Annotated in this window: 24 protein-coding genes and 1 other annotated feature; of the genes, 12 read left to right on the forward strand and 12 right to left on the reverse strand. The window is 38.0% G+C overall.

Annotated elements, in window-relative coordinates; translation table 11 throughout:
* Positions 1–25 precede the first annotated feature (25 nt).
* The 3 genes from hemY to hemE form a co-directional block, all read right to left on the reverse strand.
* Entirely contained in the window at positions 26–1,456 is a 1,431-nt protein-coding gene (gene hemY / locus ACIQ1H_RS17430; RefSeq protein ID WP_402890417.1) for a protoporphyrinogen oxidase, read from the reverse strand.
* 14 nt (positions 1,457–1,470) lie between these two features.
* On the reverse strand, positions 1,471–2,391 hold the full coding sequence (hemH, locus tag ACIQ1H_RS17435) for a ferrochelatase (protein WP_402890420.1): 921 nt from the start codon (positions 2,389–2,391) through the stop codon (positions 1,471–1,473).
* Positions 2,392–2,510: 119 nt separating this feature from the next.
* Positions 2,511–3,563 carry a uroporphyrinogen decarboxylase gene (gene hemE, locus ACIQ1H_RS17440; protein WP_402890423.1) on the reverse strand — a complete coding sequence of 351 codons (1,053 nt, stop codon included), beginning with the start codon at positions 3,561–3,563 and terminating at the stop codon, positions 2,511–2,513.
* A gap of 236 nt (positions 3,564–3,799) precedes the next feature.
* Here hemE and ACIQ1H_RS17445 point away from each other — a divergent pair, with 236 nt between their 5' ends.
* Together ACIQ1H_RS17445 and ACIQ1H_RS17450 are read left to right on the forward strand one after the other, a co-directional pair.
* Entirely contained in the window at positions 3,800–4,318 is a 519-nt protein-coding gene (locus tag ACIQ1H_RS17445; RefSeq protein ID WP_139860602.1) for an antibiotic biosynthesis monooxygenase family protein, read from the forward strand.
* A gap of 23 nt (positions 4,319–4,341) precedes the next feature.
* Positions 4,342–5,502 (forward strand): amidohydrolase, encoded by a 1,161-nt coding sequence (locus ACIQ1H_RS17450; protein WP_402890427.1) that lies wholly within the window; start codon positions 4,342–4,344, stop codon positions 5,500–5,502.
* Between the two features lie 78 nt (positions 5,503–5,580).
* On the opposite strand, the gene ACIQ1H_RS17455 is transcribed toward ACIQ1H_RS17450, so the two are convergent.
* Entirely contained in the window at positions 5,581–6,765 is a 1,185-nt protein-coding gene (locus ACIQ1H_RS17455) for an ABC transporter permease (protein ID WP_402890430.1), read from the reverse strand.
* A complete protein-coding gene (locus tag ACIQ1H_RS17460; protein WP_402890433.1) occupies positions 6,749–7,498 on the reverse strand; it encodes an ABC transporter ATP-binding protein in 750 nt (249 codons plus the stop codon). Before ACIQ1H_RS17460 ends, ACIQ1H_RS17455 begins: the two co-directional genes overlap by 17 nt.
* A 106-nt stretch (positions 7,499–7,604) precedes the next feature.
* On the opposite strand from ACIQ1H_RS17460, the gene ACIQ1H_RS17465 reads away from it, so the two are divergent.
* From ACIQ1H_RS17465 to ACIQ1H_RS23025, 6 genes are all read left to right on the forward strand, one after another.
* A complete protein-coding gene (locus ACIQ1H_RS17465) occupies positions 7,605–8,018 on the forward strand; it encodes an HIT family protein (protein ID WP_402890436.1) in 414 nt (137 codons plus the stop codon).
* A 159-nt stretch (positions 8,019–8,177) separates the two neighbouring features.
* Positions 8,178–8,714, forward strand: coding sequence for a tryptophan transporter (locus ACIQ1H_RS17470; protein WP_402890439.1), 537 nt, complete (start codon positions 8,178–8,180; stop codon positions 8,712–8,714).
* Between the two features lie 170 nt (positions 8,715–8,884).
* Positions 8,885–9,280, forward strand: a complete 396-nt coding sequence (locus tag ACIQ1H_RS17475; RefSeq protein WP_402890442.1) for a YtxH domain-containing protein — start codon at positions 8,885–8,887, stop codon at positions 9,278–9,280.
* Between the two features lie 156 nt (positions 9,281–9,436).
* Positions 9,437–9,997 carry an HTH-type transcriptional regulator Hpr gene (locus ACIQ1H_RS17480; RefSeq protein ID WP_029747195.1) on the forward strand — a complete coding sequence of 187 codons (561 nt, stop codon included), beginning with the start codon at positions 9,437–9,439 and terminating at the stop codon, positions 9,995–9,997.
* A 121-nt stretch (positions 9,998–10,118) separates the two neighbouring features.
* Positions 10,119–10,664 (forward strand): DUF3267 domain-containing protein, encoded by a 546-nt coding sequence (locus tag ACIQ1H_RS17485; protein WP_337980428.1) that lies wholly within the window; start codon positions 10,119–10,121, stop codon positions 10,662–10,664.
* A 70-nt stretch (positions 10,665–10,734) separates the two neighbouring features.
* Positions 10,735–10,920, forward strand: coding sequence for a hypothetical protein (locus ACIQ1H_RS23025; RefSeq protein WP_010857338.1), 186 nt, complete (start codon positions 10,735–10,737; stop codon positions 10,918–10,920).
* 181 nt (positions 10,921–11,101) lie between these two features.
* On the opposite strand, the gene ACIQ1H_RS17490 is transcribed toward ACIQ1H_RS23025, so the two are convergent.
* Positions 11,102–11,209 (reverse strand): YjcZ family sporulation protein, encoded by a 108-nt coding sequence (locus ACIQ1H_RS17490; RefSeq protein ID WP_080647610.1) that lies wholly within the window; start codon positions 11,207–11,209, stop codon positions 11,102–11,104.
* Between the two features lie 142 nt (positions 11,210–11,351).
* Between ACIQ1H_RS17490 and ACIQ1H_RS17495 the strand changes: the two genes are divergently transcribed.
* A complete protein-coding gene (locus tag ACIQ1H_RS17495) occupies positions 11,352–12,299 on the forward strand; it encodes a peptidylprolyl isomerase (RefSeq protein ID WP_402890446.1) in 948 nt (315 codons plus the stop codon).
* A 57-nt stretch (positions 12,300–12,356) separates the two neighbouring features.
* On the opposite strand, the gene yhaM is transcribed toward ACIQ1H_RS17495, so the two are convergent.
* The 3 genes from yhaM to ACIQ1H_RS17510 are packed head-to-tail and all read right to left on the reverse strand — an operon-like array spanning position 12,357 to position 17,403.
* Positions 12,357–13,295: a 3'-5' exoribonuclease YhaM gene (gene yhaM, locus ACIQ1H_RS17500; RefSeq protein ID WP_173479810.1), complete on the reverse strand. Its 939-nt coding sequence runs from the start codon at positions 13,293–13,295 to the stop codon at positions 12,357–12,359.
* On the reverse strand, positions 13,292–16,183 hold the full coding sequence (locus tag ACIQ1H_RS17505; protein WP_402890449.1) for an ATP-binding protein: 2,892 nt from the start codon (positions 16,181–16,183) through the stop codon (positions 13,292–13,294). Before ACIQ1H_RS17505 ends, yhaM begins: the two co-directional genes overlap by 4 nt.
* Before the next feature lie 5 nt (positions 16,184–16,188).
* Positions 16,189–17,403, reverse strand: a complete 1,215-nt coding sequence (locus ACIQ1H_RS17510) for a metallophosphoesterase family protein (RefSeq protein ID WP_402890452.1) — start codon at positions 17,401–17,403, stop codon at positions 16,189–16,191.
* A gap of 302 nt (positions 17,404–17,705) precedes the next feature.
* On the opposite strand from ACIQ1H_RS17510, the gene ACIQ1H_RS17515 reads away from it, so the two are divergent.
* Entirely contained in the window at positions 17,706–17,891 is a 186-nt protein-coding gene (locus tag ACIQ1H_RS17515) for a YhzD family protein (RefSeq protein ID WP_173479813.1), read from the forward strand.
* A gap of 210 nt (positions 17,892–18,101) precedes the next feature.
* On the opposite strand, the gene ACIQ1H_RS17520 is transcribed toward ACIQ1H_RS17515, so the two are convergent.
* Positions 18,102–18,884: an enoyl-CoA hydratase gene (locus tag ACIQ1H_RS17520; protein ID WP_402890454.1), complete on the reverse strand. Its 783-nt coding sequence runs from the start codon at positions 18,882–18,884 to the stop codon at positions 18,102–18,104.
* A 139-nt stretch (positions 18,885–19,023) separates the two neighbouring features.
* Between ACIQ1H_RS17520 and trhO the strand changes: the two genes are divergently transcribed.
* Positions 19,024–19,989: an oxygen-dependent tRNA uridine(34) hydroxylase TrhO gene (gene trhO, locus ACIQ1H_RS17525; protein WP_402890457.1), complete on the forward strand. Its 966-nt coding sequence runs from the start codon at positions 19,024–19,026 to the stop codon at positions 19,987–19,989.
* A 121-nt stretch (positions 19,990–20,110) separates the two neighbouring features.
* Here the strand turns inward: trhO and ACIQ1H_RS17530 are convergent, their stop codons facing one another.
* Positions 20,111–21,763 (reverse strand): FAD-binding dehydrogenase, encoded by a 1,653-nt coding sequence (locus tag ACIQ1H_RS17530; protein WP_402890460.1) that lies wholly within the window; start codon positions 21,761–21,763, stop codon positions 20,111–20,113.
* 414 nt (positions 21,764–22,177) lie between these two features.
* Positions 22,178–22,415: a binding site (T-box leader), on the forward strand.
* Positions 22,416–22,557: 142 nt separating this feature from the next.
* Here ACIQ1H_RS17530 and serA point away from each other — a divergent pair.
* Entirely contained in the window at positions 22,558–24,165 is a 1,608-nt protein-coding gene (gene serA / locus ACIQ1H_RS17535) for a phosphoglycerate dehydrogenase (RefSeq protein WP_402890463.1), read from the forward strand.
* 479 nt (positions 24,166–24,644) lie between these two features.
* On the opposite strand, the gene ACIQ1H_RS17540 is transcribed toward serA, so the two are convergent.
* The gene (locus tag ACIQ1H_RS17540) at positions 24,645–25,433 is read right to left on the reverse strand and encodes an HAD family hydrolase (protein WP_173479818.1); all 789 of its coding nucleotides are present in this window, start codon (positions 25,431–25,433) and stop codon (positions 24,645–24,647) included.
* Positions 25,434–25,591 lie beyond the last annotated feature (158 nt).

Genomic DNA, 25,591 nt, shown 5'->3' on the forward strand with positions numbered 1-25,591 from the left:
CAAATTAAACTTTGTACTACTTTTTTTAATCTTCCTGTATAAACATTTCGCTTAAAATTTCATTTGCAACTTTGCGCCCTTGTTCTACACATTCAGGAATTGAAATCCCTTCAAAGGAGCTGCCAGCAAGTTTGACTGTCGGGAAGTGTTCATAAAGTTCTTCCTTCACCCGATCAATTTTCGCCTCATGTCCTACAGTATATTGTGGCATAGCATTTTTCCAACGAGAAACAACCGTCGTCACAGGCTCCCCATCTATCCCTATTGTATTCTTTAAGTCTTGTAATACTGTTTTTTCAATCTCTGAATCAGATAGGGCAACAATCGTTTCATCACCTACACGACCAATATAGCTACGTAATAATACATAGTCATCAGGAGTAGTATTAGGCCATTTACGATTAATCCATGTACAAGATGTTATTGAAAAATCACTATTTCGAGAGACAAAAAACGACAGTGCATCTAAGTCACCTAGCTGCTCTTTTTTAAATGCCATCGTCACGGTTGCAATTGTTGCGGCCTTCATCGTATTTAACTCTGTTAAAAGTTGGTGATTACTAAACATCATTTGCGCAACATTATATGGTGTTGCAATAATAACTGCGTCAGCTGTTATATGCGAAAAATTATTTAATACGACCTGCACAGTGCCATCTTTGCTGTGGTCAATTTGCTCTACTTTAACACCCTTCATAACTGTCCCTGGGAGTAAAGATTCTTCTAGTTTTTCGATTAGCGTTTCAAGGCCATTTTCAAATGTTTGAAAAATCCCCTTATCCTTCGCTATCCGATTGTAACTTAAAAAATTTGTACCCGACTGTTTCATACCAAAAAGCAAGCTGCGATACTTTTGCTCTAATTCGTAGAGCTGCGGGAATGTAGATCTCATGCTTAGCTGTTCAATATCCCCTGCGAATGTACCTGCAAGTAAAGGTTCTACTAGATTTTCTACAACCTCTGCGCCAAATCTTCTTCGAAAAAACTCACCTATTGGCTGGTCGTCATCCCGTGCAGAACGCGGGAGGACAAAATCTCCCGCTGCACGAATTTTACCGCTGAGTGAAAATAATCCTGATGTAATGAATGACGAGATATGTGGCGTTGCTCCAGACATCAGATTGCTCGGAATCGGATATAATTTACTGCCAACAGCTATATAGGTTGGACCCGAATCTCCAGTTATCAACTTATCTTCAATATTTAAATCCTTTGCAAGTGCCTGGACATGATTTTCGCGATCGAAAAAGGATTCTGGCCCACGCTCGATAATAAAGCCATCTTTTCTAAGCGTTTGGATTTTCCCGCCAAGACGTAATGACGACTCGACAAGTACGATATCTACCGGCAATCCTTTTGCACGCGCTTGTTTTTGCATATAGAACGCAGCTGTGAGGCCTGTAATGCCGCCGCCAACAACAACTACCTTTCGTCTTTTTTGAGTCACCAACATCATCACTTTCTTTTCGCTTAGCTTAATTTTTTATGAATGGCGTCTACCATAGCATCGATAAATAACGGATGTGTATTAGGCATTGCTGGGCGATAATAGTTAGCACCTAATTCATCACAAACCACTTTACATTCATAATCGTTATCGTAAAGTACCTCTAAATGTTCTGTTACAAAGCCAACTGGTGTGTAAACAAATGAACGATAATCATTTTGCTCATAAAGATCACGTGTTAAATCCTGAACGTCTGGACCAAACCATGGCTCTGGAGTTTGACCAGCTGATTGCCAGCCTACTTTTACATTTTTCACGCCCGTAGCTTCTTGAATTAATCGAGCAGTTTCAATTAATTGGTCTTCGTATGGATCGCCCATTTCTTTAATTTTCACAGGCAGTGAGTGTGCTGAAACGATTAGACATGCCTTTTCACGTTCTTCTTCAGTCATCGAATCAAACGCTTCATTCACTTTAATCTTCCAATACTCAATAAACTTCGGCTCATCATACCAAGATTCAACAGATGTAATTTTCAGGCGATCACCTGCTGTTTCTTCTGCACGACCATTATATGATTTAATAGAGAAAGTCGAAAAGTGAGGAGCTAACACGATAGAAACTGCTTCCGTAATACCTGCTGCAACCATTTCCTCAACAGCGTCCTCAATGAATGGATGGATATGCTTTAAACCGATAAATAGTTTGTACTCAACCTCATCTTGCACTTCATTTAAACGTGCACATAAAGCTTCAGCCTGCGCTTCTGTTGCAGCTGCCAGTGGCGATAAACCACCGATTGCCTCATAGCGACTGCGTAAATCTTCTAAATGCTCGTCAGATGGTCTACGTCCGTGACGAATATGTGTATAGTAGGATTCAATATCTTCTTCTTTATAGGGTGTACCATATGCCATTACTAATAAACCTTTAACTTTTTTCATAAACCTTTTCACCTCTAAATAATAGTTTAACTATATTTTTTGTATGATTTCTGTACGTCAACAACAATTACACCAAAAAATAGTGTAATTGCGTCATTTAATCTGCTCTTTTGCTTATTTTAAGAACGTGCTTGAATTTGTTGTGCACTGTATTCATGAATAAGTGTTGTTAAACGTTTCAATACTGCTGGATCAACTTCTGGGAATACACCATGGCCTAAATTAAAGATATGACCTGGTACTTCTAAACCTTGATCGATAATATCTTTTGTTCGTTTTTCTATAACTGACCAATCAGCAAGTAATAATGAAGGGTCTAGGTTTCCTTGTACGGGCTTTGTAATTCCTTTTGCACGTGCGTCTTTAATTGGTAATCGCCAATCTAAGCCCACAACGTCAATTGGTAAATCATGCCACTCTTTTACTAAATGGCTTGCACCAACTCCAAATTGAATAAGCGGTACATTTTCTTTTTTTAACTCACCAAAAATACGAGTCATAACAGGTTTAATGAACACACGATAATCTTCAACACTTAAGGCTCCTACCCACGAGTCAAATACTTGTATCGCTTTTGCCCCCGCTTCCACTTGCGCTGAAACGTCCGCAATAATCATGTCTGCTAATTTGTCCATTAATGCAAACCATGCCTTTGGTTCCGATACCATAAATGATTTGGTTTTATTATAGTTTTTAGAAGGTCCGCCTTCAATCATATAGCTCGCTAATGTGAACGGTGCTCCTGCAAAACCTATTAATGGCACATTAAGCTGTTCCTCTGTTAATAATTTTATTGTTTCTAAAACGAATGGTGTATGTTCCTTTGCGTTGAACTCACCTAATTTTTCTACATCTGATACTGTGCGAATTGGGTTTGAAATAACTGGACCTACACCAGCTTTAATTTTTACATCAATACCGATACCTGGAAGAGGCGTTACGATATCTTTATATAAAATCGCTGCATCCACATTATAGTTTTCGACCGGTAAACGTGTTACATACGCACAAAGCTCAGGTTGATGTGTAATTTCCTCTAATGAATATTTTTCTTTAATTGCACGATATTCTGGTTGAGAACGACCTGCCTGTCGCATATACCAGACTGGAGTATGCTCAGTCCTTTCTCCGCGTGCAGCACGTAGAAGTGTATCATTAAAAAGTGTTGTCATTGATTATTTCCTTCCCCTCGATGAAATTCGTATCATAAAAAAAATCACTTGTTTATTCCATTATTATTGATATCCGTTTTCAATAGTAAACGCTTCCTCTGCTATTGTATAGTTTTCCTAGTGAAATGTCATAAAATTGTTCTTTCTCCATGCTTTCTTTTTTGACAAAGCGGGTAACTTACACTTAAATGGAGTTAATCACTGATTACTTAGACATTTATAAGGAGGGCAAAACAATGAATATTTATATAACTTCTGGCACAGGAGAGTTTATGGAACAAGTGAAAAATAAGTACCCTGACGAACATATGATTTTAATGCATGGTGAGGGTAATTCTGTGCTCATCCATGAAACTGAAGGAAAATCTGTATTTGCTACACCTCGTAAATTTGAAGTGTTAGATTCGGTAAATGAATTAGAAGAACGCGGTTTTTTCGTGTTCAACAATATTCCAGTGACAGATGAAGGGAAACCTGTTTTCGAACATCGTTTTTTAAATCGTGCACGTGCCATTGAGAACGAGCCTGGTTTTGTAGCGTTCCGACTGTTACGGCCATTGAATGGTGACACATACATTGTTTTAACACAATGGAATGGACCTCACTCATTTGAAGCATGGAAAAGCTCAAAAGCGTATAATACAGCACATGCCCAACGTGAAGAACCAACTGGTGTGCGACAACAAAATATTTTCTCTGCAGCATCCTACGTTACAACCTATACTGTTGTCCCGAAAGAAGACGACGAGGCATAATTTTTTTAAAGGAGCATTTACTTATGAATCAACAATTACTCGATAAAATTGATGCTCATTTTGATGAAATGGTGGCCATTCGCCGCCATCTACATATGCATCCGGAACTAAGCTTCCAAGAGAAAGAAACAGCAAACTATATTATTGAATACTATCAAAAGCTTGGTGTCCCAGTTGAACCTAATATTAGCGGCTATGGACTAATTGCACGTATTAAAGGTAGCAAGCCTGGTAAAAGGATTGCCTTACGTGCTGATTTTGATGCACTTCCTATTCAAGACGAAAAAGATGTCCCTTACAAATCAAAGGTAGATGGTGTTATGCATGCTTGTGGTCATGATGGTCATACGGCTACTTTATTAATAATAGGGAAACTTTTATGGGAAATGAAAGATGACTTAGCAGGTGAATATGTGCTGATACATCAACATGCTGAAGAAGCAGACCCAGGCGGTGCTATCGGTATGATACAGGCAGGTGCACTTAACGGTGTTGACGCTATATTTGGTACACATTTATCTTCCAATCATCCGACGGGCATGATCGGTTACCGTGTTGGTCCACTCATGGCTGCAGTGGATAGCTTTGAGTTAAAAATTCAAGGTAAAGGTGGGCATGGCGCTCATCCACATCAAACGAAAGATGCCATCGTTATCGGCTCTCAGCTTGTCATGAACTTGCAACAACTTGTAGCACGTCGAGTAGCTCCAACTGAATCAGCAGTTCTTACTGTCGGCTCATTCGTTGCCTCGAATGCAGATAATATTATTGCAGATACAGCTTATTTAAATGGGACTATCCGTACGTTTGACAAAGATGTCCGCGCAACAATGGAACGTGAGTTTAAGCGCGTTGTACACGGAACTGAAATTGCCCAAGATTGCACAATTAAGCTAGACTATCGTAAAGGCTATCCAGCGATTGTGAATCATGAAAAAGAAACACTATTTGTTCGCGATATCGCACAAGACATTTGTGATGTTGTTGAAATACCAGCAACGATGGGTGGCGAAGACTTCGCCTATTATTTAGAGGAAAAACCAGGTACTTTCTTCTTCACAGGGGCCGCACCTGTAGAATATGCACCACATCATCATCCGAAATTTGATATTGATGAAAAAGGTATGCTAGTTGCAGCAAAAGTGATGTTAAACGCTGCCCTTGAATATCAAGGCGTGGAATAATAAAAAGAAAGCTCATTTTGCCTAAACTATTTCGGGCAAAATGAGCTTTCTTTTTATATACGATAGTAACGTTTACCTTTAAGGTTTTGACACCTTTGCAGTTATTTCACTAACTACAAAAATGATTATTGCCGTTACATAAAACATCGGCTGCGTTACTCCGCATAGAGTAACAATAATCGCTTGCGCAATCATTGTCAGACGTACAACTTGCATAACAGCAACTTTACGCGCACCGTCTGGCAACGGATAAAGCATGTCCATCCGAAACTCACCGCTAGCTAATAATGCTTGCTTTAGCTGAATTGTCGTCGCAAAGCTCAATGCACCTGCAATAAACCATGTAACAAAAGGAATATCCACAAAGGCTGCAATAATAGCTGAAATAGCGGTTAATCGGAGCCATAAATAAAAATGATCGTCTGTACGAATAAACGTACGGAACACTAGATACTTTTGAGCATTCCCCTTTTGATAGGGTATAAAATTATAAAACCAGTCAAGCCACGCTCTACGTCGAATACTCCCGCGTAAATGAGGTACATCGGTAAAATAATTGGCGAAACGATAGAAGCTCATCATTCGATTTTGTTCTAATTTTACAAAGTGCTCATATGGTACAGGCTCGTTCGCACATTTTTTGCGAAACACTAATACATAGATACAACCAATTATTGCTGCAACGAATGCAAGAATAAGTTGCATTTGTAGCCCCATATATACGGTTACACCAAATATAATAGCTCGTATTAGTCTGTCCACCCATACAAAATGTCCGCGTTCACTATAACGATAACTAAATTCACCTTGCACACTCACATACTTTAGGGCGATAACTAGTAAAAATAGTAACCAAATATTAGTTGTTGTTAATTCTGTTACTGCCTTTAATAAAGGAATACTAATGATATAAACGATTGCCACAATCCAAACTTGTGACCAAAACGTCCACGCAAGTGCCTTTTTTAAATACAGCGACATTTTTGATTCTAATGGCAATAAATACACTTGGTCTGGCTCACGCAATAATGTCGTTGGGCGGCTAAATGCTAGTAATACACCAATTATTAAGGCAATGAGCCCTTCAGCTGGAAAATCAAACTCAACGATTTTCAACCACTCACTATATTGATAGCCCCCAGCTCCAACAAGAAACACAAGTACAATCGCAATATGTCCAGTGAAAATAAACTGCATATATTTTTGTACTTCACTTATATAGTGCATGAAGCGCGAGGACCATACATCACGCAAGTTCTTCATGGTCCCGCTCCTTCGTCATCGCAATATATAGGTCATCCAATGTAGCATGTGGCATGCCAAACGCTTGTCGTAAATCCGCCATCGTTCCCTGTGCTCGAACACGTCCTTCATGCAATAAAATAATTCGATCACAATGTTTTTCAGCTGTCGATAAAATATGTGTCGACATTAAAATGGATGCTCCCTCTTTTTTCTTTGTATCCATCTGATCGAGCAATGATTGGATACCTAGTGGATCTAGTCCGACAAACGGTTCATCAATTATATACAGACTTGGATTTACTAAAAATGCACACATAATCATTACTTTCTGACGCATCCCTTTTGAGAAATGCGATGGGAACCAATTTAAGCGTTTCTCCATTCGAAATTCCTTTAATAACAGTTCTGAACGTGCTGCAAGTGTAGCCTCATCTAAACCGTAAGCCATTGCTGTTAATTCAAGATGTTCACGTAATGTTAATTCATCATATAAAACTGGTGTTTCAGGGATATATGAAAATGCTGTCCGATACTTGTCCGTATTTTCTTTTAACGTCACACCATTTAGACGAATGTCGCCTTCTTTTGGTAGCATTGTGCCGATTATATGTTTAATGGTCGTACTTTTACCCGCACCATTTAAACCAATTAGCCCGACAAGTTCTCCTTTACCTATAGTAAATGACAATTCTTTAATAACAGGCTTTTTCGTATAGCCGCCTGTCACATGTTGTACTTCTAATACCGACATACCCTCACTCCTCTTCTTGTTATTATTTTATCAAAAATTAGCAAATGATTCAGTTATGAGTATGATAGAATAAACTTACATATAAATATTAAGGGGGATTTTACGAATGAGCGATTGCCTATTTTGCAAAATCATTGATGGATCAATTCCAAGTACAAAAGTTTACGAAGATGAACATGTCTATGCATTCACGGACATTGCACCAGTTGCAAAAGGTCATACTTTATTAATTCCAAAACATCACTGTCAAGACTTATTCGAAATGCCAGAAGAGGTAGCACGTAATTTGTATGCAGTCGCACCGAAACTTGCCAATGCCATTAAATCAGCATTTAACCCTATCGGTATGAATACGATTAATAACAATGGTGCTGCAGCTGGACAAACTGTTTTCCACTACCACTTACATTTTATTCCGCGTTACGATGAAAAAGAAGGCCTAGGCTTAATTTGGCAAACACAAACATATACACCAGAGCAATTAACAGAAGTAGCCGACAGCATTAAAGCTAATTTATAGTGCCAGGCACTCAAACAATTCTCATACAATTTAGATATGAAAATGGAACGCTATTGTCAAACGTTCCATTTTAGCGTACAATCACAAATAAGTTTCGCTAACGGTCATGAGGACACGTTAGGAAACAATTAGATTAGCATAGTTGAGGAGAGATTAGAAATGAATACAAAAAATCTAGTGTTAATGGCGCTTTTAGTCGGTGTCGGTGCTGCCCTTTATGTGGTCACACCAGGTATGGTAAATGGCATGAAGCCTGACTTCATGTTAACAATGATGTTTATCGGCATTTTATTGTTCCCTTCAATAAAAGAAACTTTTTTACTTTCTTTATCAACAGGGGTACTTTCAGGTTTATTTACAACATTCCCAGCAGGATTTATCCCAAATATTATCGATAAAGCTGTTACAGGCTTTGTGTTTTTAGCAATAGTCATTGTGCTAAAAAAAGTGACAAGTCATTTTGCTATATCCGCTGTCTTAGTTGGCTTAGGTACGATTTTGTCGGGATCTGTCTTTTTATCTGTTGCGCTATTTGTATTTAACGCTAACGTAGGCGCAACATTTACGGTGCTGTTTGTTGGGGTTGTAATACCAGCTGTTGCCTTTAACGTTGTAGCATTTGTTATTATTTATCCTATCGTTGCCAAACTAGTGAAGCGTTCTAAATTCAACACAGCAATTTCGCAAGCATTATAAACGTAAAATCGATTGCAGTTACAAACGTAAGACGTTTTAAGCTTTAATATAAGGGAAGAAGCTAAACAGTGAGGCAAAATCACTCGTTTAGCTTCTTTTTTCTTTTTTTATCGACTGATTTCATGGTTTAATAGAAGAAAGATAACAAATATAGAAATGAGGTATTTACTATGAAAGCACAACCATTTTTATTCGGATTAACAACAGGTATAATTGGAGGCGCAATTGCGGTCCTTTTGTCAACACCTCAATCAGGCCAACAATTACGTTCTACAATACTTTCTAATACTGATAGTGCAAAACTTAAGCTTCAAGATGTAAAGCATCAAGTCAACAATGTTAAACACTCTGTAGGCACTTTAACAAATGAAGCGAAAAATAATATACCACAAATAATAAATGATCTAAAACATTCGATTACTGTCTTTACACAAGAAATCGAACCGACAAAGAATAATTTACAACAAGAAATAGATGCATTACAGAATTCAATTAACGAAATCGAGAAAAACATTGCACAATTCACTGATAAAAAGAAAAAACCAGAAGAAAAGGCACAGGCATAAAGTTTTATAAAACGGTAATAAAACCTGTTTTTTTACCAAAAACAATATTCAAATTGTTATTTTTTAACCACTTTTCAATTTTTTAATTTTTCTAACTTTAAACTTTTTTTCTTTATTGCTATAATAATTTTAAAACGTTAAAGAAAGCAGTAGGTGATGGCTTTGTCAGAGGAATTATACACTCAAAAAGAAGCAATGCTATACAGTCAAAGAATTGCACAATTATCAAAAGCTTTATGGAAAGCAGTTGAAAAAGATTGGCAACAATGGATTAAACCATACGATTTAAACATTAACGAGCACCATATTTTGTGGATTTCATATCATTTAAAAGGGGCTTCCATTTCAGATGTAGCCAAATTTGGTGTAATGCACGTTTCAACAGCATTTAACTTTTCAAAAAAGCTAGAGGAACGTGGATTATTAAAGTTCTCAAAACGCGATGATGACAAACGAAATACTTATGTAGAACTAACTGAAACAGGGACAGACCTTATTATTGAAATGAATAGCAATTATCATAACACATACCATTCTGTGCTGGAGGGCTCGTTAGCTTTGAAAGATTTATATGGTCGCTTCCCAGAATTTTTAGATGTGATGGCTGTTATTCGTAATATTTACGGTGAGGACTTTATTGATATTTTTGAACGTTCATTTCAACACTTCCGTGATTCCTTTGACACGTTAGAAGAACGTTCAACTGTAAAAGGATAATATATGCTAAAAAAGGAGGCATTTCAGAAACATTTCTGAAATACCTCCTTTCTCTTGCAATCTTATAGAAATCAATTTACATTGAATAGGAACCTTCCCTATTATGGAGTTGATATTTAACGTGCACTGTTGGAAAATTTTAAACCTTGAACATCATTATGGAACGACTCGTATTATAATGATGGCTGTTATTGTTTTTCTCACTGTCTTTTCCGTGTCCTATGTGACATTTAATTTATTTAACGATGAATATTATAATGATCATTTATTTTGGCTGTTTGTTATTGCCGTCCTTGCTCTTTATCCTATTCATAAATGTTTACACTTTCTAGCATTATATGACTTACGCCAGCATCTCAAATTACGTGTACGGAAACAGTTTTACGTTATTCCTATACTGCATATGCGCATTCGTGAGCCATTATCGAAAAACCGCTATATTTTCGCTTTACTTACACCATTTATTGTATTAAATACAATTATCGTCATTAGTACATGGCTTCTGCCTGCCTATACACATTATGGAACATTACTTTTAGCGTATCATTGTAGTTTATGTTTAATTGATATTCTTTACGTGAAATATTTGTTGAATTCACCTAAAGATGCCCAAATTGAAGAAACACCAAAGGGCTATGAAATTTTAGTACCGCCTACAATTAACTGATTCGCTTGTACTTGTGTTTTATTAATGTTTTTTGATATGCTAATAATACTGAAAGAGGGGAGGAATAGACTTGCTATTAATGATTGTAGTTCTATTCTCGGTATTCTATTTATTTCAAATCAATCGCATGACCTACGCACTGTGTATGCGACGTGAAATTCCCGAAGAAAACCAACCAAAGATATTCCGAACTATCAATATACTTATCACAATTTTACTTGTTTCATTTTACGTAGAAATTTTGTTTGCAGTCTAATGTAGTTGCATCCGCGCCAGTCCGCACGCGGGTCATGTATTTAAAACATCCATGCAGCAATGGGAAATTAATTGAAGCCAAAATTCTTTCGGCCTCGACCCGTGCGTGCGGAGCGAATGCCTAGATATTGATAAGAAAAGCTAAGGAACAGCATATCCTTAGCTTTTCGGCATTTTATTAATTAGTATAGGAACGCTGCACCAACAATAATTAATAAAATAAATAACACAACTAATAAAGCAAAGCCTGAGCCGTAGCCACCGCCACCACCGTATCCTCCGTTGCTCATAACTTCACCCCCTTTCTTTTCTATATCCTATGCGCTTTGAAAATTGAAATTTAGGCTATACTCAAGGGGGAACCATTTTGTTTTTAAAACGTTTATGTTATAGTAAAAAATGGACGAAATGAATTAAGGAGAGAATATCCATATGAAAAAGACTGTATTATCTTTAACATTAGCAGCCTCAATTTTAGCTCTTGGCGCTTGTAGTGGAGGCGACAGCAAAGCATTAGTTACATCTAAAGTAGGCGATATTTCAGTATCTGATTTTAATGAAAAAGCAAAAACTTTAACAGGCTCATATGTATTACAACAAATGGTGACTGAAAAAGTATTAGCAGACAAATATGAAGTGACTGACAAAGAAATTAAAGAACAATATGATGCAACTGCATCACAGTTCGGCGATAGCTTTGCACAAGCACTAGCAGAAAACGGCTTAACAGAACAAGGCTTTAAAGATTCTTTACGTGTACAACTTCTACAAGAAAAAGCTTTAAAAGACAAAGCCATTAAAGAAGAAGACGTAAAAAAATATTATGAGCAAATGAAAACAGAATTAAATGGTCGCCATATTCTTGTAGCAGATGAAAAAACTGCGAAAGAAGCGATTGAAAAAATTAAAGGCGGCGCTTCTTTTGCTGATGTTGCAAAAGAATACTCAACTGATACTGGTTCTGCAGCAAAAGGCGGAGAGTTAGGTTGGTTTACAGTTGGTTCTATGGTAGATGAATTCAATGACGCGGCTTATGAACTTCCATTAAACACATTAAGTGAGCCAATTAAATCAAGCTATGGCTACCATGTAATTGAAATTACAGAAAAGCGCGATGTAAAAGATGTAGGCTCATTTGAGGATGAAGAAGAAAAAATTCGTACAACAATGTTAAACAAGCTTACTCAAACTGGTGAAGCACAAACATTGTTAAAAGACATCATTGCCCAATTAGCAAAAGATGCTGACTTTAAAACATCTGATAAAGAATTAAAAGAAGCATTAGATTCTTTTACAACAACAAGTGAAGAACAAGCAAAAGCAGATGAAGAAGCAGCTAAAAAAGCAGCCGATGAAAGTAAAGACAAAGAATCTAAATAGTCATTGTTTTACTATATGAAAAAGGGTTACGCCATCAAAGGCGTAACCCTTTTCGTTTTACTCAATATTTGGTTTGTAAAATGATCGGTTATCGAGTGGGAATAGTCTCTCTGTAAATTCTCCAGGAGCTGTTTTCCCTAATGCACGCGTAAGCATATTCATTTTCGCATCGATATTATCAATATAATGTAAGATTTCCGCTTCTTGAATCATAGGTTTTTTCGGGCTTCCCCATTCTTCTTTTCCATGATGCGATAACACTAGATGTTGTAACAGCATCACTTCTTCGCCTTCAATTTCCAGCTCACTAGCAATTTTAGCAATTTCATTGACCATAATCGTAATATGACCGAGTAAATTACCTTCCACAGTGTACATTGTTGCCACTGGACCTGATAATTCAACGACCTTACCGATATCGTGTAAAATAATACCCGAGTATAATAGGTCCCGATTTAATGTTGGATATAAATCAGCGATGGCTTTCCCTAGCTTTAGCATCGATACCATATGATCTAATAAGCCTGATGCATAGTCATGATGGTTTTTCGTTGCTGCAGGATATACTAAAATAGCATCCTGATGCTTTTTAATAGCTGCACGTGTGATACGTGAAATATTTGGATTTTTAATATCAAAGAAGAATTGTGTCAATTCCTCATAAAGCTGTTCTTTTGGAGTAGCAGCAGAAGGAACTAAATCATTAACGGCAATTCCCTCCTCAGGCTTTGCCACACGAATCGTTTTAATGCGCAATTGATTTTTGCCACGATAGTCATGAATTTCTCCCCCTACATGTACTATCGCCTCTGCATGATACATTTTTTCATGGTCTTCGTTTGTATCCCATAGTTTTGCTTCAATATCTCCACTTTTATCTTGTAGTAACAGCGACATAAATGGCTTCCCTACAGTGGTAACCCCTTTTGTCGATTGTTTAATTAATAAAAATTGATCAACTGATTCTCCAACTTGGAGCGTCGTAATACCTTTCATGTTGACGTCACTCCCCTTTCATTTGCTAGTGCTCCTAGATCGACAATTTGCTCTTTTTGCCAAAGTTCGAGCATCTCTTCATGGCAAGTAAAATACAAAATTTGACGTTCATATCCTACTTCTTTCATTAATTGTACCATTTTGTTTGTACGGTTTCGATCAAAATGGACAAATGGATCATCCATTATAAACGGAAATGGCGCTGAAGTTGCAAGGGTTTTCGCTAATGCCATTCGCAATGAAATATAAACTTGCTCCTTTGTAGCTTGTGATAATTCTGCTACATGATAGCGTAAGCCAGAAACCGCATGCGCTTCAAAATAGCCTTCTTCATGAATGAAAAGTTTATCGTAACGACCACCTGTTAACGAATGGAAGAAAGCATTAACCTGTGTAAGTACATGTGGTAATTTTTCTTCACGCAAACGGAATAATGTTTCATGAATAGCTGTTGCTAACGCTTTTTTAGAAGCCCATTGTGCCATTAGCTGTTGCAATATTGCTTTCTCTTGCTCAAACTGTTGCAACAATAAACCATATTGTTCATCGTTAAGTAAATGCTCCTTTTCAATCTGCAAGGCTGCTCGTTCTTCCAAGCAATGCTCAATTTCTATTCGTAGAGCATTGCGCACTTCTTCCAAAGCTTGTATTTTTTCTTGAAGTTGTTCCGCACTTAAAAAGCTTTCTTGCTGTTGCATATCTAATGAGTCTAATTGATATTGAATCGCTTGTAGTTCGGACTGCAGCTTTTGCTGATGTTGATATTGTTCATATGCTTCGTAAAATGCGTTTTCTGATTCTACATTCGCGTCAAGAAATAATTGTGCTATTGCCGCTTCATAGTTTGCTAAAAGTGGTTGTACTTCTTGTATTTTTGAATCGATTTGAGCAAGTTGTTCCTTTGTTTGCAGCATCTGTTGTTGCTCCTGCTGAATTGCAAAATAGGTTGAGCGTAGATGGACAAAAATTTCCTGCTCACTATACTCATTTTTTAAAACTTGTTGTAGCATTTCATAAAGCTCTTTTTTTTCAGATTGTATAACATGTAATAGCTGATAGATGCTTGTTTTTTTAACTACCAACTCCTGTACCCCGCGAATACGCATGAATAACTCTGGTAATAGCGAGCGTGGTACATTTCCCTCTAGGCGGAAACGCTCCAAAAAGTTTTGCAACGAATGAGTTGCCCCGGCGATTACTTGTTCAGCTTGTTGTATTTTAAGTTCGAGCTGTGCATACTGTCGTTCTTTATCACGCTGTTGCTCATTGGCTAGTATCCATCGATCTTCAAGCCGTTGCTTTTTCACAAGTAATACTTGAACAATATTTTCTTCTTGCTCTAGTTCTCTCAGTAATTGACTATTGTGCTCTGGAGGTCCATCCTCTGCTTGTTTCGCTTGTTTTAAATACAATAAAAATAGTAACGATAACATAGCCCCAATAACCATTACAGCCCAATTTTTTTCTAAGACGCCATAAATAAGCGCAACAATGCTTATAGCTAACACAAGCATAACAAAAAGCATTGGTTGCTTTTGTTTCGAGCGTTGCGATTGAACATGACGCAGTTGTTCCAAGCGCCCCTTTCTCTGAGGCCACTTTGCTAAAATATGTTCTTCTTCAGCGGATAATGACTCCTGCTGAAGTTGCTTTTTCTGCCGAGCAATGCTATCTAGTTCCTCATGGATTCGCTCTAATGATTGTAGATAAGACTTTAGCTCTTCCTCTGCTTCGTGTAATACAGTCAACTGCCGTTGAAATTGCTCCTCTTGTTGCAAAGAAACAGTTCCCTCTATAAGAGCTGCTTGAGCTTCCATTTCGTGTACACCCAATAAACGAAACTGGGCTTCAACGTCTTGCTCTAGTACAAACAGCTCTTCCTGAAGGTTCTGCTCTTTAACGAGGAGCTGATTCCAAGTTGCTTCTTTATTCATCAGCCTTGCCATGTCGTCAATTGCTTGTTCATCTGCCGTCAATTGAAGCTTACTTTTTAAAGCTTGATATTGTTCCTCTAGTTGAGTTAGCTGTAATGTTTCGTGCGTCAGTCGATCTTTTAACTGTTCATAACGTCGAATTCCTTCTGGTGGGAATTGGACATGTTCATAATTTTTAAATGATTGCTGTAAAGCATCTTGCTGCTCAATAAGTGGCATTGCCTGTTTTATGACCGTAAGTTGTTGCCAATCTTGTTGCAGCGTTTTTTGTTGTTTATTTAAATCCTTCAATCTTTGCTCAAGTTGCTGTAATTTGAGTGATTTATCTTCAAATGTATGAATTGTAGCCTGTTCTTTTTTAATGGTTTTTTCAAGTTGCTTTAAATTTTCGATTTTTTGATTGATGATTGGCAGTTTACCAGATTTTTTAAAAAGCTCTCCAGCGTCTTTTTCTAATTTTTTTTCAAGCGTAGATAGCCGATGAATGCCAGTCGTCCCTGATGCAAGCAATAGATGTGTCAGCTCGTCCTCTGACATTTTTTCGATTCCTTGCAGTTCATGAATTGAAAAGGAAAAAATCGCTTCAAATGATGAACGTGAATAGCCATACAAAAGCTTGGCTAAAAGCTCGTCATGCCCTTTCATACCATCTTCTGTATAGACAGTAACATCACCAGTAGCCTTTCCTTTTACACGTTCAATTGTACATTGACCATATATTGGGTGGAGTATAGTTAGCTGACCCCCAAATTTCGGTGATGTTTTTGGCTCATATTTTCGCTGGCTTTGCTGTTTTGTTGGAAATCCAAAAAGCATCTGCAAAATAAATTGCTGAATAGTCGTTTTGCCTGCCTCGTTCATGCCATAAAAAATTGTAACACCGTCTTGCAAAGAGATTGTGATATTTTCATGCTTACCAAAGCCGTAAATATGGATTTTCTGTATCGTTAGCAAAGTTTTCACGCCCTTTGAATTTCATCGGTTAATAACTCCTGCGCATCAAGCTTCAAATGTTCGATTTCCCGTTCTGTTAAAGGTTCTACAAATCTTGCCCCACTCGCATGCTGGTACAAATCCTTTAAAATATCTTTCCAATCCGAAATATCCCACTGTTCCATTACACTTATTACTGATTCAGTCATCGCAGTTGACTCATAGGAAGATGAAACTTTATGCAAAATAAGCTTCTGCACCCATCCCATTGGTTCAACCCCCTCTTCTGACTCCCGAATTGTTTCAAGCCATTCTTCTACCGAAGCATGTTCAAATAACGCTTCACTTTCTTCATCTATATTTTTCAAATGAAGCTCAATTACGGATGCTCCATATGCCATTCGATTAGTAGCGATGGCCTCTTCACATCTTAGTAGTAATTCATTTGCATGAAGTACATCCGTGCAATCCACCTCCACTATATTATAGACAACAGCAGAAGTTGGTATAAAAGTTAATTCAGCAGATGTTTGCGATAAGGTTACATCGTAAAAACCTTTCACTCCCTGCTCATTTCGGTGTCGACTTTGAATATTACCTGGATAAACGATCGGTGGTTCCGTGTGTAATAGCTGGCGTTTATGAATATGACCAAGCGCCCAGTAATGGTATCTTTTTTCAAGAAGTTGCTCTTTTTTAAATGGCGCATATACCGCATGCGAAGAATCACTTGCTTCACTGCCATGCAGCATCCCTATATGAATTGCATGCTGATCATGCGCAACAGGATAATTATCAATCATCGATTCCTTGACATGGCGCTCACCATAGCTAAAGCCATAAATATTTACTTGCTGACCACGTATTTTTAATTGCACAACACTTGTATCAGCTGGTAATTCGTAAACATTACTTGGTAAAGCAAATCGTGTCCAAGAACCATGTAAGTGGTCATGATTGCCATAACTGACTATGACGGGAATGTTATGTTCAAATAGCGTCTCCATTGCTGCCTGAAAACGTCTTTGTGCCTGTAAACTGCGATTTTCGCCATCATAAAGATCCCCTACAATAAGCAGGAAATCTGGTCTTTCTTCGATTGTCTTCTGAATAATTTTATCAAATGCTTCAAAAGTACTTGCTCGAATTTTTTTTAGATTCTTCTCAGGTAATCCAAATAAGCCTTTAAAAGGACTATCTAAATGTAAATCTGCCATATGGAAAAAACGAATTGCGGACATCCAATCACCTCTACATATTAATTAAACCTTTGTTCATCATTTCGTCTAGTTTTTCGTTTTGCGTGTACAAGGCAAGGAAGATTTGAGCCATGTATAACGAGCGTATTCAAAAGCGAATATTTGTTCTATTTTATCATACTTCCTGTTAGATGAGAAACGAATTGCTAGACTATTCAGCATCATGTTGTACTAAATTTTCCACAATTTTCGTAAATTATCGAAATATTCGCTAGATATACCGTGAAGTTTATATTTCTTCTATGTATAATAGATATATATTCAAAAAAAGGTGGGGTTTGTTTATGAATAATTATCGTTTTACAGCTTTTGAAAAAACTGGGGAAACACTTTTTGATGAAACTTGGACATTTGAAAGCGATGAAGCTGCAAAAGTAAATGGTCAACAACAAATCGTAGAAAAGGGCGTTGCTGAAAAAACACATCGCCTTGTCAACTCTTCTGGAAAATTAATATTATTCCATGTTTAAACTATGAGAGTAGAAAGACACCTAGAAAATACTAGGCGTCTAACACAGTAACAATATTTTTAAATAGCTTTTTAAAGAAAAATGGCAAGCCCCACCACGTTTACTTTTATGAACAAGCACAGAGCCTCCGAAACGGAATCTCACTTGTCTCGCTAAAAGTTTATGTGATGGGGCTTGCGTCGTGTTCAGCCTGTAAGCCACGCTACATGTTTACTGTCCTACAAAGACAGGTGTTCTTTTCTCAACAAATGCATGTATACCTTCTAAATGATCAGCCGTTTTACGCATAGCAGATTGCCCTTGTGCTTCCATCGCTAAAATATTTTCTAACTGTGGCAAGTTTTGAGCATGTAAAATCTTTTTCGTCGTAATCATTGAAGCAATTGGAGATGCTAGCATCTTTCCAACTAATTGATCAGCCACTGCAAAAACGGACCCTTCAGGTGCCACATAATCGATTAAGCCTACATTGTGTGCCTCTTCGGCTGTAAGCACTTTGCCTTCCCAAATCATTTGCTTTGCTTTCACAGTACCAAGTCGTTCCTTCATAAAGAAATGACCACCACCATCTGGAATTAACCCAATCCCTATAAAATTCATAGCTAGCTTACTATTTTCACAAGCAACTACGATATCTGCCCCTAGTGTTAAGCTAAAGCCTAAGCCTGCTGATGCACCATGAACTGCAGCTATAACAATCATCGGTAGTTGATAATACGCTTTGACGATACGTGTTAAATATACCATCGCCTCATCAATATTTAATGGCTTAGTTGGATCAAGCATTGCCTTAATATCACCGCCCGCAGAAAAGACCTTTCCTTCCCCACGAATAACTAAAACCTGTATTTCTTGCTCCTGCTGTAATGCTTCAAAACACTCAGCTAAATCACGCATCATTACATCGTCCATCGCATTCATAGCCTGTGGTCGATTTAGTGTTAATGTAGCACGACGCTCTAACTTTTCTAATGTAATTGTTGAAAATTCCATGTCCTACACCCCCGAATATGAATAGTCATTCACTATGTACTATTCGTGTTTTTTCTGAAAACTCCTTCTCTCCTACGCAAAATAGTCGTTGTTATGCTATATTTAATGTCGAATATTGAAATTAAAGGTGGGTATTTTTGTGTCACAAAAGGACTTTCGTGTATTACTTTATTATAAATATGTTGCTATTGAGGACCCAGTAGCATTTGCCGAAGCGCATTTAGCTTTTTGTCAAGAAGTCGGTCTACTTGGTCGGATTTTAGTAGGCTTGGAGGGCATTAATGGTACGGTTTCTGGTACGATTGAGCAAACTGAAAGCTACATGAATTATATGAAAGCAGACCCTCGTTTTAGCGACATAATGTGGAAAATCGACGAGGTAGAAGGACATGCCTTTAAAAAGATGCATGTACGACCTCGTACGGAGATTGTACACCTTGGCTTAGAAAATGATATTAACCCTTTAGAATTAACTGGAGATTATTTAACACCAACGGAATTTATGACTCGTATGCAAGAAGATAATACGGTTATTATTGATGCACGTAACGATTATGAATTTGACCTAGGACATTTCCGCAATGCGGTTCGTCCTGATATTGAAAGCTTCCGTGATCTTCCCGCTTGGATGGAAGAGCATAAAGAAGACTTTGCTGGTAAAAACATTTTAACTTATTGTACAGGTGGAATACGCTGTGAAAAATTCTCTGGCTGGTTAAAACGAGAAGGCTATGGTGAAAGTGTCGGGCAACTTCATGGTGGTATTGCTACGTATGCGAAAGACCCTGAAGTGAAGGGACAATTATGGGATGGCCAAATGTTTGTTTTCGATCGTCGCCGCAGTGTACCTATTAATCAGGTTGAGCATGTAGTTGTTGGTAAGGACTATTTCACAGGTGAACCGACGGAGCGCTATACAAACTGCGCTAATCCTGAGTGCCATAAATTAATGCTATGCGAGGAAAAGCATGAGGCATTTTATATGCGAAGCTGCTCTGACGATTGTCGTCGTGCAAAACGTAATTTCTTTGTCGAAGAAAATGGATGGACAAAAGAGCAAGTTGAAGAACAAATAGCAAAAATTGCACAGGCTAAAATTGTTTGAGTGCCTGACACTTTCGTGCAGTATAAAGTAAGCCGCAACAAGGTCTGTTGCGGCTTACTTTGCGTGCGTTTCTACAGGATCTTGTGTGGATTTTTTTCAGAATTGTTTGAGTGCCTGACACTTAAGGTTGTTTTGCTAAATAGCGGCCAACTTGTCTTCCGCTAAATAAACATCCGCCGACAAACGTTCCTTCCAAAGCTCGGTAACCATGTACACCGCCCCCTCCGAAACCACTCACTTCTCCTGCTGCAAATAGTCCTGGTACTAATTGTCCATCCATGCCAAATACAGCTCCATCTAAATTCGTCTGCAAGCCACCTAATGTTTTACGGGTTAAAATATTTAATCGCACTGCAATAAGTGGCCAATTTTTTGTATCTAAAATTTTATGAGGTTTTGCAACCCGTACTACTTTATCACCGATATATTTTCTCGCCCCGTATATGGCATTTACTTGTAAATCCTTCGTAAATTTATTGTCCATTTCGCGATCCCGTGCTAATATTTGCTCTTTAATTTTAATAAAATCTAACAACTCATTCCCAGCAAGCTTATTCATGCCATCTACTAGCTGTTTTAAATCGTTTGCAATAACAAAATCCTCGCCTTGATTTTTAAATGCTTGGATCGGTGCGGGTGGTCCTGGCAAAATGCGTTTCATTAACTCTGGTATGCTTTTATTCGTTAAGTCAGGATTTTGCTCTGAACCTGATAAGGCAAACTCCTTTTCAATGATTTTTTCCGTTAAAATAAACCATGAATAATCATAACCTGTTTTTTGAATTGCCTCTAATGTACTTAATGTATCAAACCCTGGAAAGTTCGGTGCCCCAAAGCGATTTCCCTCGGCATCAAACCATAAAGATGAAGGACCTGGCAAAATACGAATACCATGGTTTGGCCAAATTGGGTCCCAGTTTTTTAAACCCTCTGTATAATGCCACATCCGATCACGATTAACGATACGCCCACCAGCATGTTCAGTAATCTCTAACATGCGTCCATCTACATATGCGGGTACACCACATACTATATTTTTAGGCGGCGTCCCAAGACGAGCAGGCCAATTTTTACGAACTAAATCGATATTGGCCCCAATGCCCCCACTTGCTACAATAACTGCATTTGCTTCATAGGAAAAAGCACCCACCCCAATGCGTGAACTTTGCTCTCCACGTTGGGCAAAACTTTCAGCTAAAATTGTGCCACTTATACCCATAATTCGTCCATCCTGCTGGATAAATTCATCTACACGATGTCTCGGCTTAAAATCAACAATTCCTTCCTTTATCGCTTTCTTCACTTTATCTGCAAAAGGCTTTACAATGCCTGGTCCCGTTCCCCAAACAATATGAAAGCGAGGAACCGAATTCCCGTGACCTCCCGCCAATGAGCCACCTCGTTCAGCCCAACCAACAACAGGGAAAAATTTTATGCCTACTGATTTAAGCCATGCATATTTTTCACCTGCAGCAAAATCGACATACGCCCTTGCCCATTTATAAGCCCAACAATCCTCATCTTCCAAACGATCGAAGCCAGCAGTACCTAGCCAATCCTGCCACGCAAGCTCTTTGCTATCCTTAATACCAAGCCTTTTTTGCTCTGGTGTATTGACTAAAAATAGCCCACCAAAAGACCAAAATGCCTGTCCTCCCATTGAATTTTCAGGCTCTTGGTCTACTAATAATACACGTTTCTTTGCATCTATTAATTCACAGGCTGCAACGAGTCCCGCCAGACCAGCTCCGACAATTGCTACATCGTATTTCATCCCAACACCCCCGAAAAATCGAAATCCATCTTTCTTTACATACATTCTTCTCTTATTGGCGCTTTACCTCCTTATCGTTTGATAATTTCGTCAAAAATATGGCATTAACGAAATGTTCGCATTCCGTCTTAATTAAAGAGAGTTTTAGGAAAATAATCGAATGTACGACAATTATTTCTCAAAAATTTTTTATCATTTTATACTCGCTTAATCCTTATATTATCTGTCTTGACACATTCGTTAGCGCTTACAATGTCCACTGCAAAAAGACGAATAATAAAAGTTATTATTTATTATATTGTTCGTTTATAAGCAGTTTTCAGACTTTTGAAGCGAGTGATTTTAATCTTTTTTTGAATTATTGTTGACAAAGGTGAACAATAGGGATTATGATGTTAACAAATTTAATCACACAAAAATATAACGACGGAGACACGCTAGTCGCAAGAAAATCCAAAGAGAGCTGATGGTTGGTGTAAATCAGTGATTTCTACGATAAAGTTCCACTCCCGAATAGACATGCCGAAACATCCAAAAGTAAGCCTGTCCGTCACATGCACGTTACGCATATAGCTAAGACTGTATCGATTTTTTTCGAGCAGTAATTAAGGGTGGTACCGCGAACCTATATTTTCAGCCTTTCGCCCCTTACGACACAATAGTTGTGTTCGTAAGGCGCGGAAGGCTTTTATATTTTTTCGAAAAAAAGATTGTTTACATGCTGTAGCATCACCCCTGTGGACTACTCATTTAGACATCACTACTAATTTTTTATTAAAAGGAGCTAATTACAAATGACTACTGCAACAAAAACAATTAACGTATTTATCGCTGATCCACTAAGTGAAGATGGTATTTTTCCATTACGCCAAGAAAAAGAATTAGACTTAAACGTTATTATCGACACTGGACTAGCACCAGAAGAATTAATTGCCAAAATTGCTGATATAGATGTATTACTAGTTCGCTCTCAAACAACCGTTACACGTGAAGTAATTGAAGCGGCGAAAAGCTTAAAATTAATCGGTCGTGCTGGTGTAGGCGTAGACAACATTGATCTAGCTGCTGCAACAGAACACGGCATTATCGTTGTGAACGCTCCAGACGGTAACACAAACTCTGCCGCTGAACATACAATCGCCATGATGACGTCACTTGCTCGTCACATTCCACAAGCTTTCAATACATTGAAAAACGGTAAGTGGGATCGTAAATCATATGTAGGGGTAGAGCTTAAAAATAAAACGCTTGGAGTTGTTGGATTCGGACGTATTGGTGTAGAAGTAGCTTACCGTGCAAAAGGTCAGCGTATGAATATTATGGCGTATGATCCATTTTTAACTGATGAACGTGCAAATGAGCTAGGTGTTACGAAATCTACTGTCGAGGAAATTTGTGCTGCGGCAGATTTCATTACAGTACACACACCATTACTACCAGAAACACGTAACCTTATTAACAAAGAAAAGTTTGCCATGATGAAAGATGGCGTACGTATTATTAACTGTGCTCGTGGTGGTATCATTAATGAGGATGACTTATATGATGCTATCTTCGAAGGTAAAGTAGCAGGTGCAGCATTGGACGTTTTCGTTTCTGAGCCAGCAACTGATCATAAATTATTAACTTTACCACAAGTCATTGCGACACCTCACTTAGGTGCATCTACAATTGAGGCACAAGAATCTGTAGCAGTTGACGTATCAAACGATATTATTAAATTTTACAAAACAGGTACAGTGACAAACCCAGTAAATATGCCTTCAATTCCGAAAGAACTACTTGCACAAGTAGAACCATTCTTTGAATTAGCTGAAAAACTTGGTTCATTCTTATCTCAAATTACAGCTGAGCCAGTTAAAGAAATTAATCTATCTTATGCAGGTGAAGTAGCCAACTATGATGTACGTCCTTTAACTTCTAATGCTCTAAAAGGTTTATTAGCTAAAAACCATGGCAATCACGTTAATGATGTCAATGCTCGTTACTTATCTGAACGTATTGGCATGAAAATTAACGAACATAAAACTACTACTGCAAAAGGCTTCACAAGCTTAATTACAGTTGAAGTAAAAACGGCTACTGAAACACATACTGTTGCTGGTACATTATTAAATGGCCTTGGCGCACGTATTGTAAAAGTAGAAAACTACGTAGTAGACGTTGTACCAGAAGGACACCTTCTTTACATTAAAAACACAGATAAACCAGGGGCAATTGGTCGAGTTGCAACAAAATTAGCTGAAAAAGATATTAATATCGCAACAATGCAAGTTGGGCGTGCTGAAGTTGGAGGAACAGCTGTAATGATGCTAACAGTCGATAATATTGTTACGGAAGAAGATTTAACATACGTTTCACAACTTGAAAACATTGACGAAGTTAAAGCAATTGATCTTTAATGACTAAATTACAAAAGGCAACAAGAGTGTAAACTCTAGTTGCCTTTTGTGATTTTCTAGTTAATGTTCTACGTATAGAGGGCAACGACTACTATGATAGCGCACATTGCCTAAGCTCTATAAACATAGCTGGAGAATTTATCGGCGATTCATTAAGCTTTACCGACGATTGACAAAAAAGAGTTCTTACTTTCGTCTTGCTATACTCTTCGAGCATCCCCTCCATATGAAGCTGTTTGCCATAATTATAGTAGACTGCTAGCAATATATTAAGTTAATTGGAGTGGAGGGCGACTCCTGCTCAGAACGCACGTTAGCGAGGGGTGCGACTTACGCTGTGCCCGCGGAAAGCGCCCGCCCGTAGCGTAAATCAATCACAGTAGTCATCACCTAGATTAGTTTTAAATAAAAAAGGACTGATTAGTTATTAATCAGTCCTTTTAGGCATATTTGTTTTTTGTTGCACAATTCATAAGGAATTAAAGCTCTTTCACAAGTTTTAAAAAGGCTGTTAATGAATCTACCTCATATGTTGGCGTGACAGCTCCTGTTGGTACATTGTTTTCACGGTTAATCCAAACATTACGCATGCCGACTCTAGATGAACCTAAAATATCTGTATTTAAGTTATCGCCAACCATAATTGCCTCGTCAGCAGTAATGCCCGCCTTTTCCATGACATGTTCAAAGATGGACGCATCTGGCTTCCCTTTTCCAAAATCACCAGAAATGATGATATGGTCAAAATACGGAGCAATTTCAGGTGTAATTTCTAACTTTAAATTTTGTAAGCTCGGTGCGCCATTCGTTAATAATATAAGTTGATATTTGCCTTTCAGTTCATCTAAAACAGTAAAAGTATCTTCATATAAAAGTGGCGACACTTTACGTTCTGCTACAAAGCGTTCGCCTAGTTCGGCTCCAAACTTTGCATCGTCAATTCCAAGTGCAGCTAAGCCCTTTGTCCACGCTTCTGAGCGATATCCAGGCACAATTTCTTTCATCTTTTGAAATGAATCGGTTGGATCATCAAATGTTCCCCAAAGTCCTTCGAATGGATTAATACCGATTAACACTGTATAGTCATATGTTTCGTAGCTTTCATAAAGTGCACGTGCTTCTTTGCGCACTGCCTCCTCTAATTCAGTTGAATCCACCGTATGTATTGTTGCTGCGTATGCGCATGTTTTTTCAAATGCTGTTTTTACAGATTTTTTGTCCCATAACAACGTATCATCCAAATCAAAAATAATTGTACTTATTGACATTGTGTCAGCTCCTAGCTTCTTTTCTACTTGAACAAAAAGCATTCATATCGCTTATTTTAGCATATTTTCAAAATAGTTAGCATAGTTAAATCGTAAAAATCCACTACGCTTTCCACGGGCACAGTGTAAGCCGCAACCCTCGCTAGCGCGCGTCTTGT

This window comes from Lysinibacillus sp. NPDC097279 (assembly GCF_044761745.1).
GTDB lineage: Bacteria > Bacillota > Bacilli > Bacillales_A > Planococcaceae > Lysinibacillus.

Excerpts from the sequence above, each read along its gene's own strand:
- ACIQ1H_RS17540 (WP_173479818.1), bottom strand. The coding sequence starts at position 25,433 with ATGTCAATAAGTACAATTATTTTTGATTTGGATGATACGTTGTTATGG.
- ACIQ1H_RS17470 (WP_402890439.1), top strand. The coding sequence starts at position 8,178 with ATGAATACAAAAAATCTAGTGTTAATGGCGCTTTTAGTCGGTGTCGGT.
- ACIQ1H_RS17520 (WP_402890454.1), bottom strand. The coding sequence starts at position 18,884 with ATGGAATTTTCAACAATTACATTAGAAAAGTTAGAGCGTCGTGCTACA.
- hemY (WP_402890417.1), bottom strand. The coding sequence starts at position 1,456 with ATGATGTTGGTGACTCAAAAAAGACGAAAGGTAGTTGTTGTTGGCGGC.
- ACIQ1H_RS17455 (WP_402890430.1), bottom strand. The coding sequence starts at position 6,765 with ATGAAGAACTTGCGTGATGTATGGTCCTCGCGCTTCATGCACTATATA.
- ACIQ1H_RS17465 (WP_402890436.1), top strand. The coding sequence starts at position 7,605 with ATGAGCGATTGCCTATTTTGCAAAATCATTGATGGATCAATTCCAAGT.
- ACIQ1H_RS17530 (WP_402890460.1), bottom strand. The coding sequence starts at position 21,763 with ATGAAATACGATGTAGCAATTGTCGGAGCTGGTCTGGCGGGACTCGTT.
- ACIQ1H_RS17510 (WP_402890452.1), bottom strand. The coding sequence starts at position 17,403 with ATGTCCGCAATTCGTTTTTTCCATATGGCAGATTTACATTTAGATAGT.
- hemH (WP_402890420.1), bottom strand. The coding sequence starts at position 2,391 with ATGAAAAAAGTTAAAGGTTTATTAGTAATGGCATATGGTACACCCTAT.
- ACIQ1H_RS17445 (WP_139860602.1), top strand. The coding sequence starts at position 3,800 with ATGAATATTTATATAACTTCTGGCACAGGAGAGTTTATGGAACAAGTG.
- yhaM (WP_173479810.1), bottom strand. The coding sequence starts at position 13,295 with ATGAAAGGTATTACGACGCTCCAAGTTGGAGAATCAGTTGATCAATTT.
- serA (WP_402890463.1), top strand. The coding sequence starts at position 22,558 with ATGACTACTGCAACAAAAACAATTAACGTATTTATCGCTGATCCACTA.
- hemE (WP_402890423.1), bottom strand. The coding sequence starts at position 3,563 with ATGACAACACTTTTTAATGATACACTTCTACGTGCTGCACGCGGAGAA.
- ACIQ1H_RS17450 (WP_402890427.1), top strand. The coding sequence starts at position 4,342 with ATGAATCAACAATTACTCGATAAAATTGATGCTCATTTTGATGAAATG.
- ACIQ1H_RS17460 (WP_402890433.1), bottom strand. The coding sequence starts at position 7,498 with ATGTCGGTATTAGAAGTACAACATGTGACAGGCGGCTATACGAAAAAG.
- ACIQ1H_RS17515 (WP_173479813.1), top strand. The coding sequence starts at position 17,706 with ATGAATAATTATCGTTTTACAGCTTTTGAAAAAACTGGGGAAACACTT.
- ACIQ1H_RS17480 (WP_029747195.1), top strand. The coding sequence starts at position 9,437 with ATGGCTTTGTCAGAGGAATTATACACTCAAAAAGAAGCAATGCTATAC.
- ACIQ1H_RS17495 (WP_402890446.1), top strand. The coding sequence starts at position 11,352 with ATGAAAAAGACTGTATTATCTTTAACATTAGCAGCCTCAATTTTAGCT.
- ACIQ1H_RS17475 (WP_402890442.1), top strand. The coding sequence starts at position 8,885 with ATGAAAGCACAACCATTTTTATTCGGATTAACAACAGGTATAATTGGA.
- ACIQ1H_RS17490 (WP_080647610.1), bottom strand. The coding sequence starts at position 11,209 with ATGAGCAACGGAGGATACGGTGGTGGCGGTGGCTACGGCTCAGGCTTT.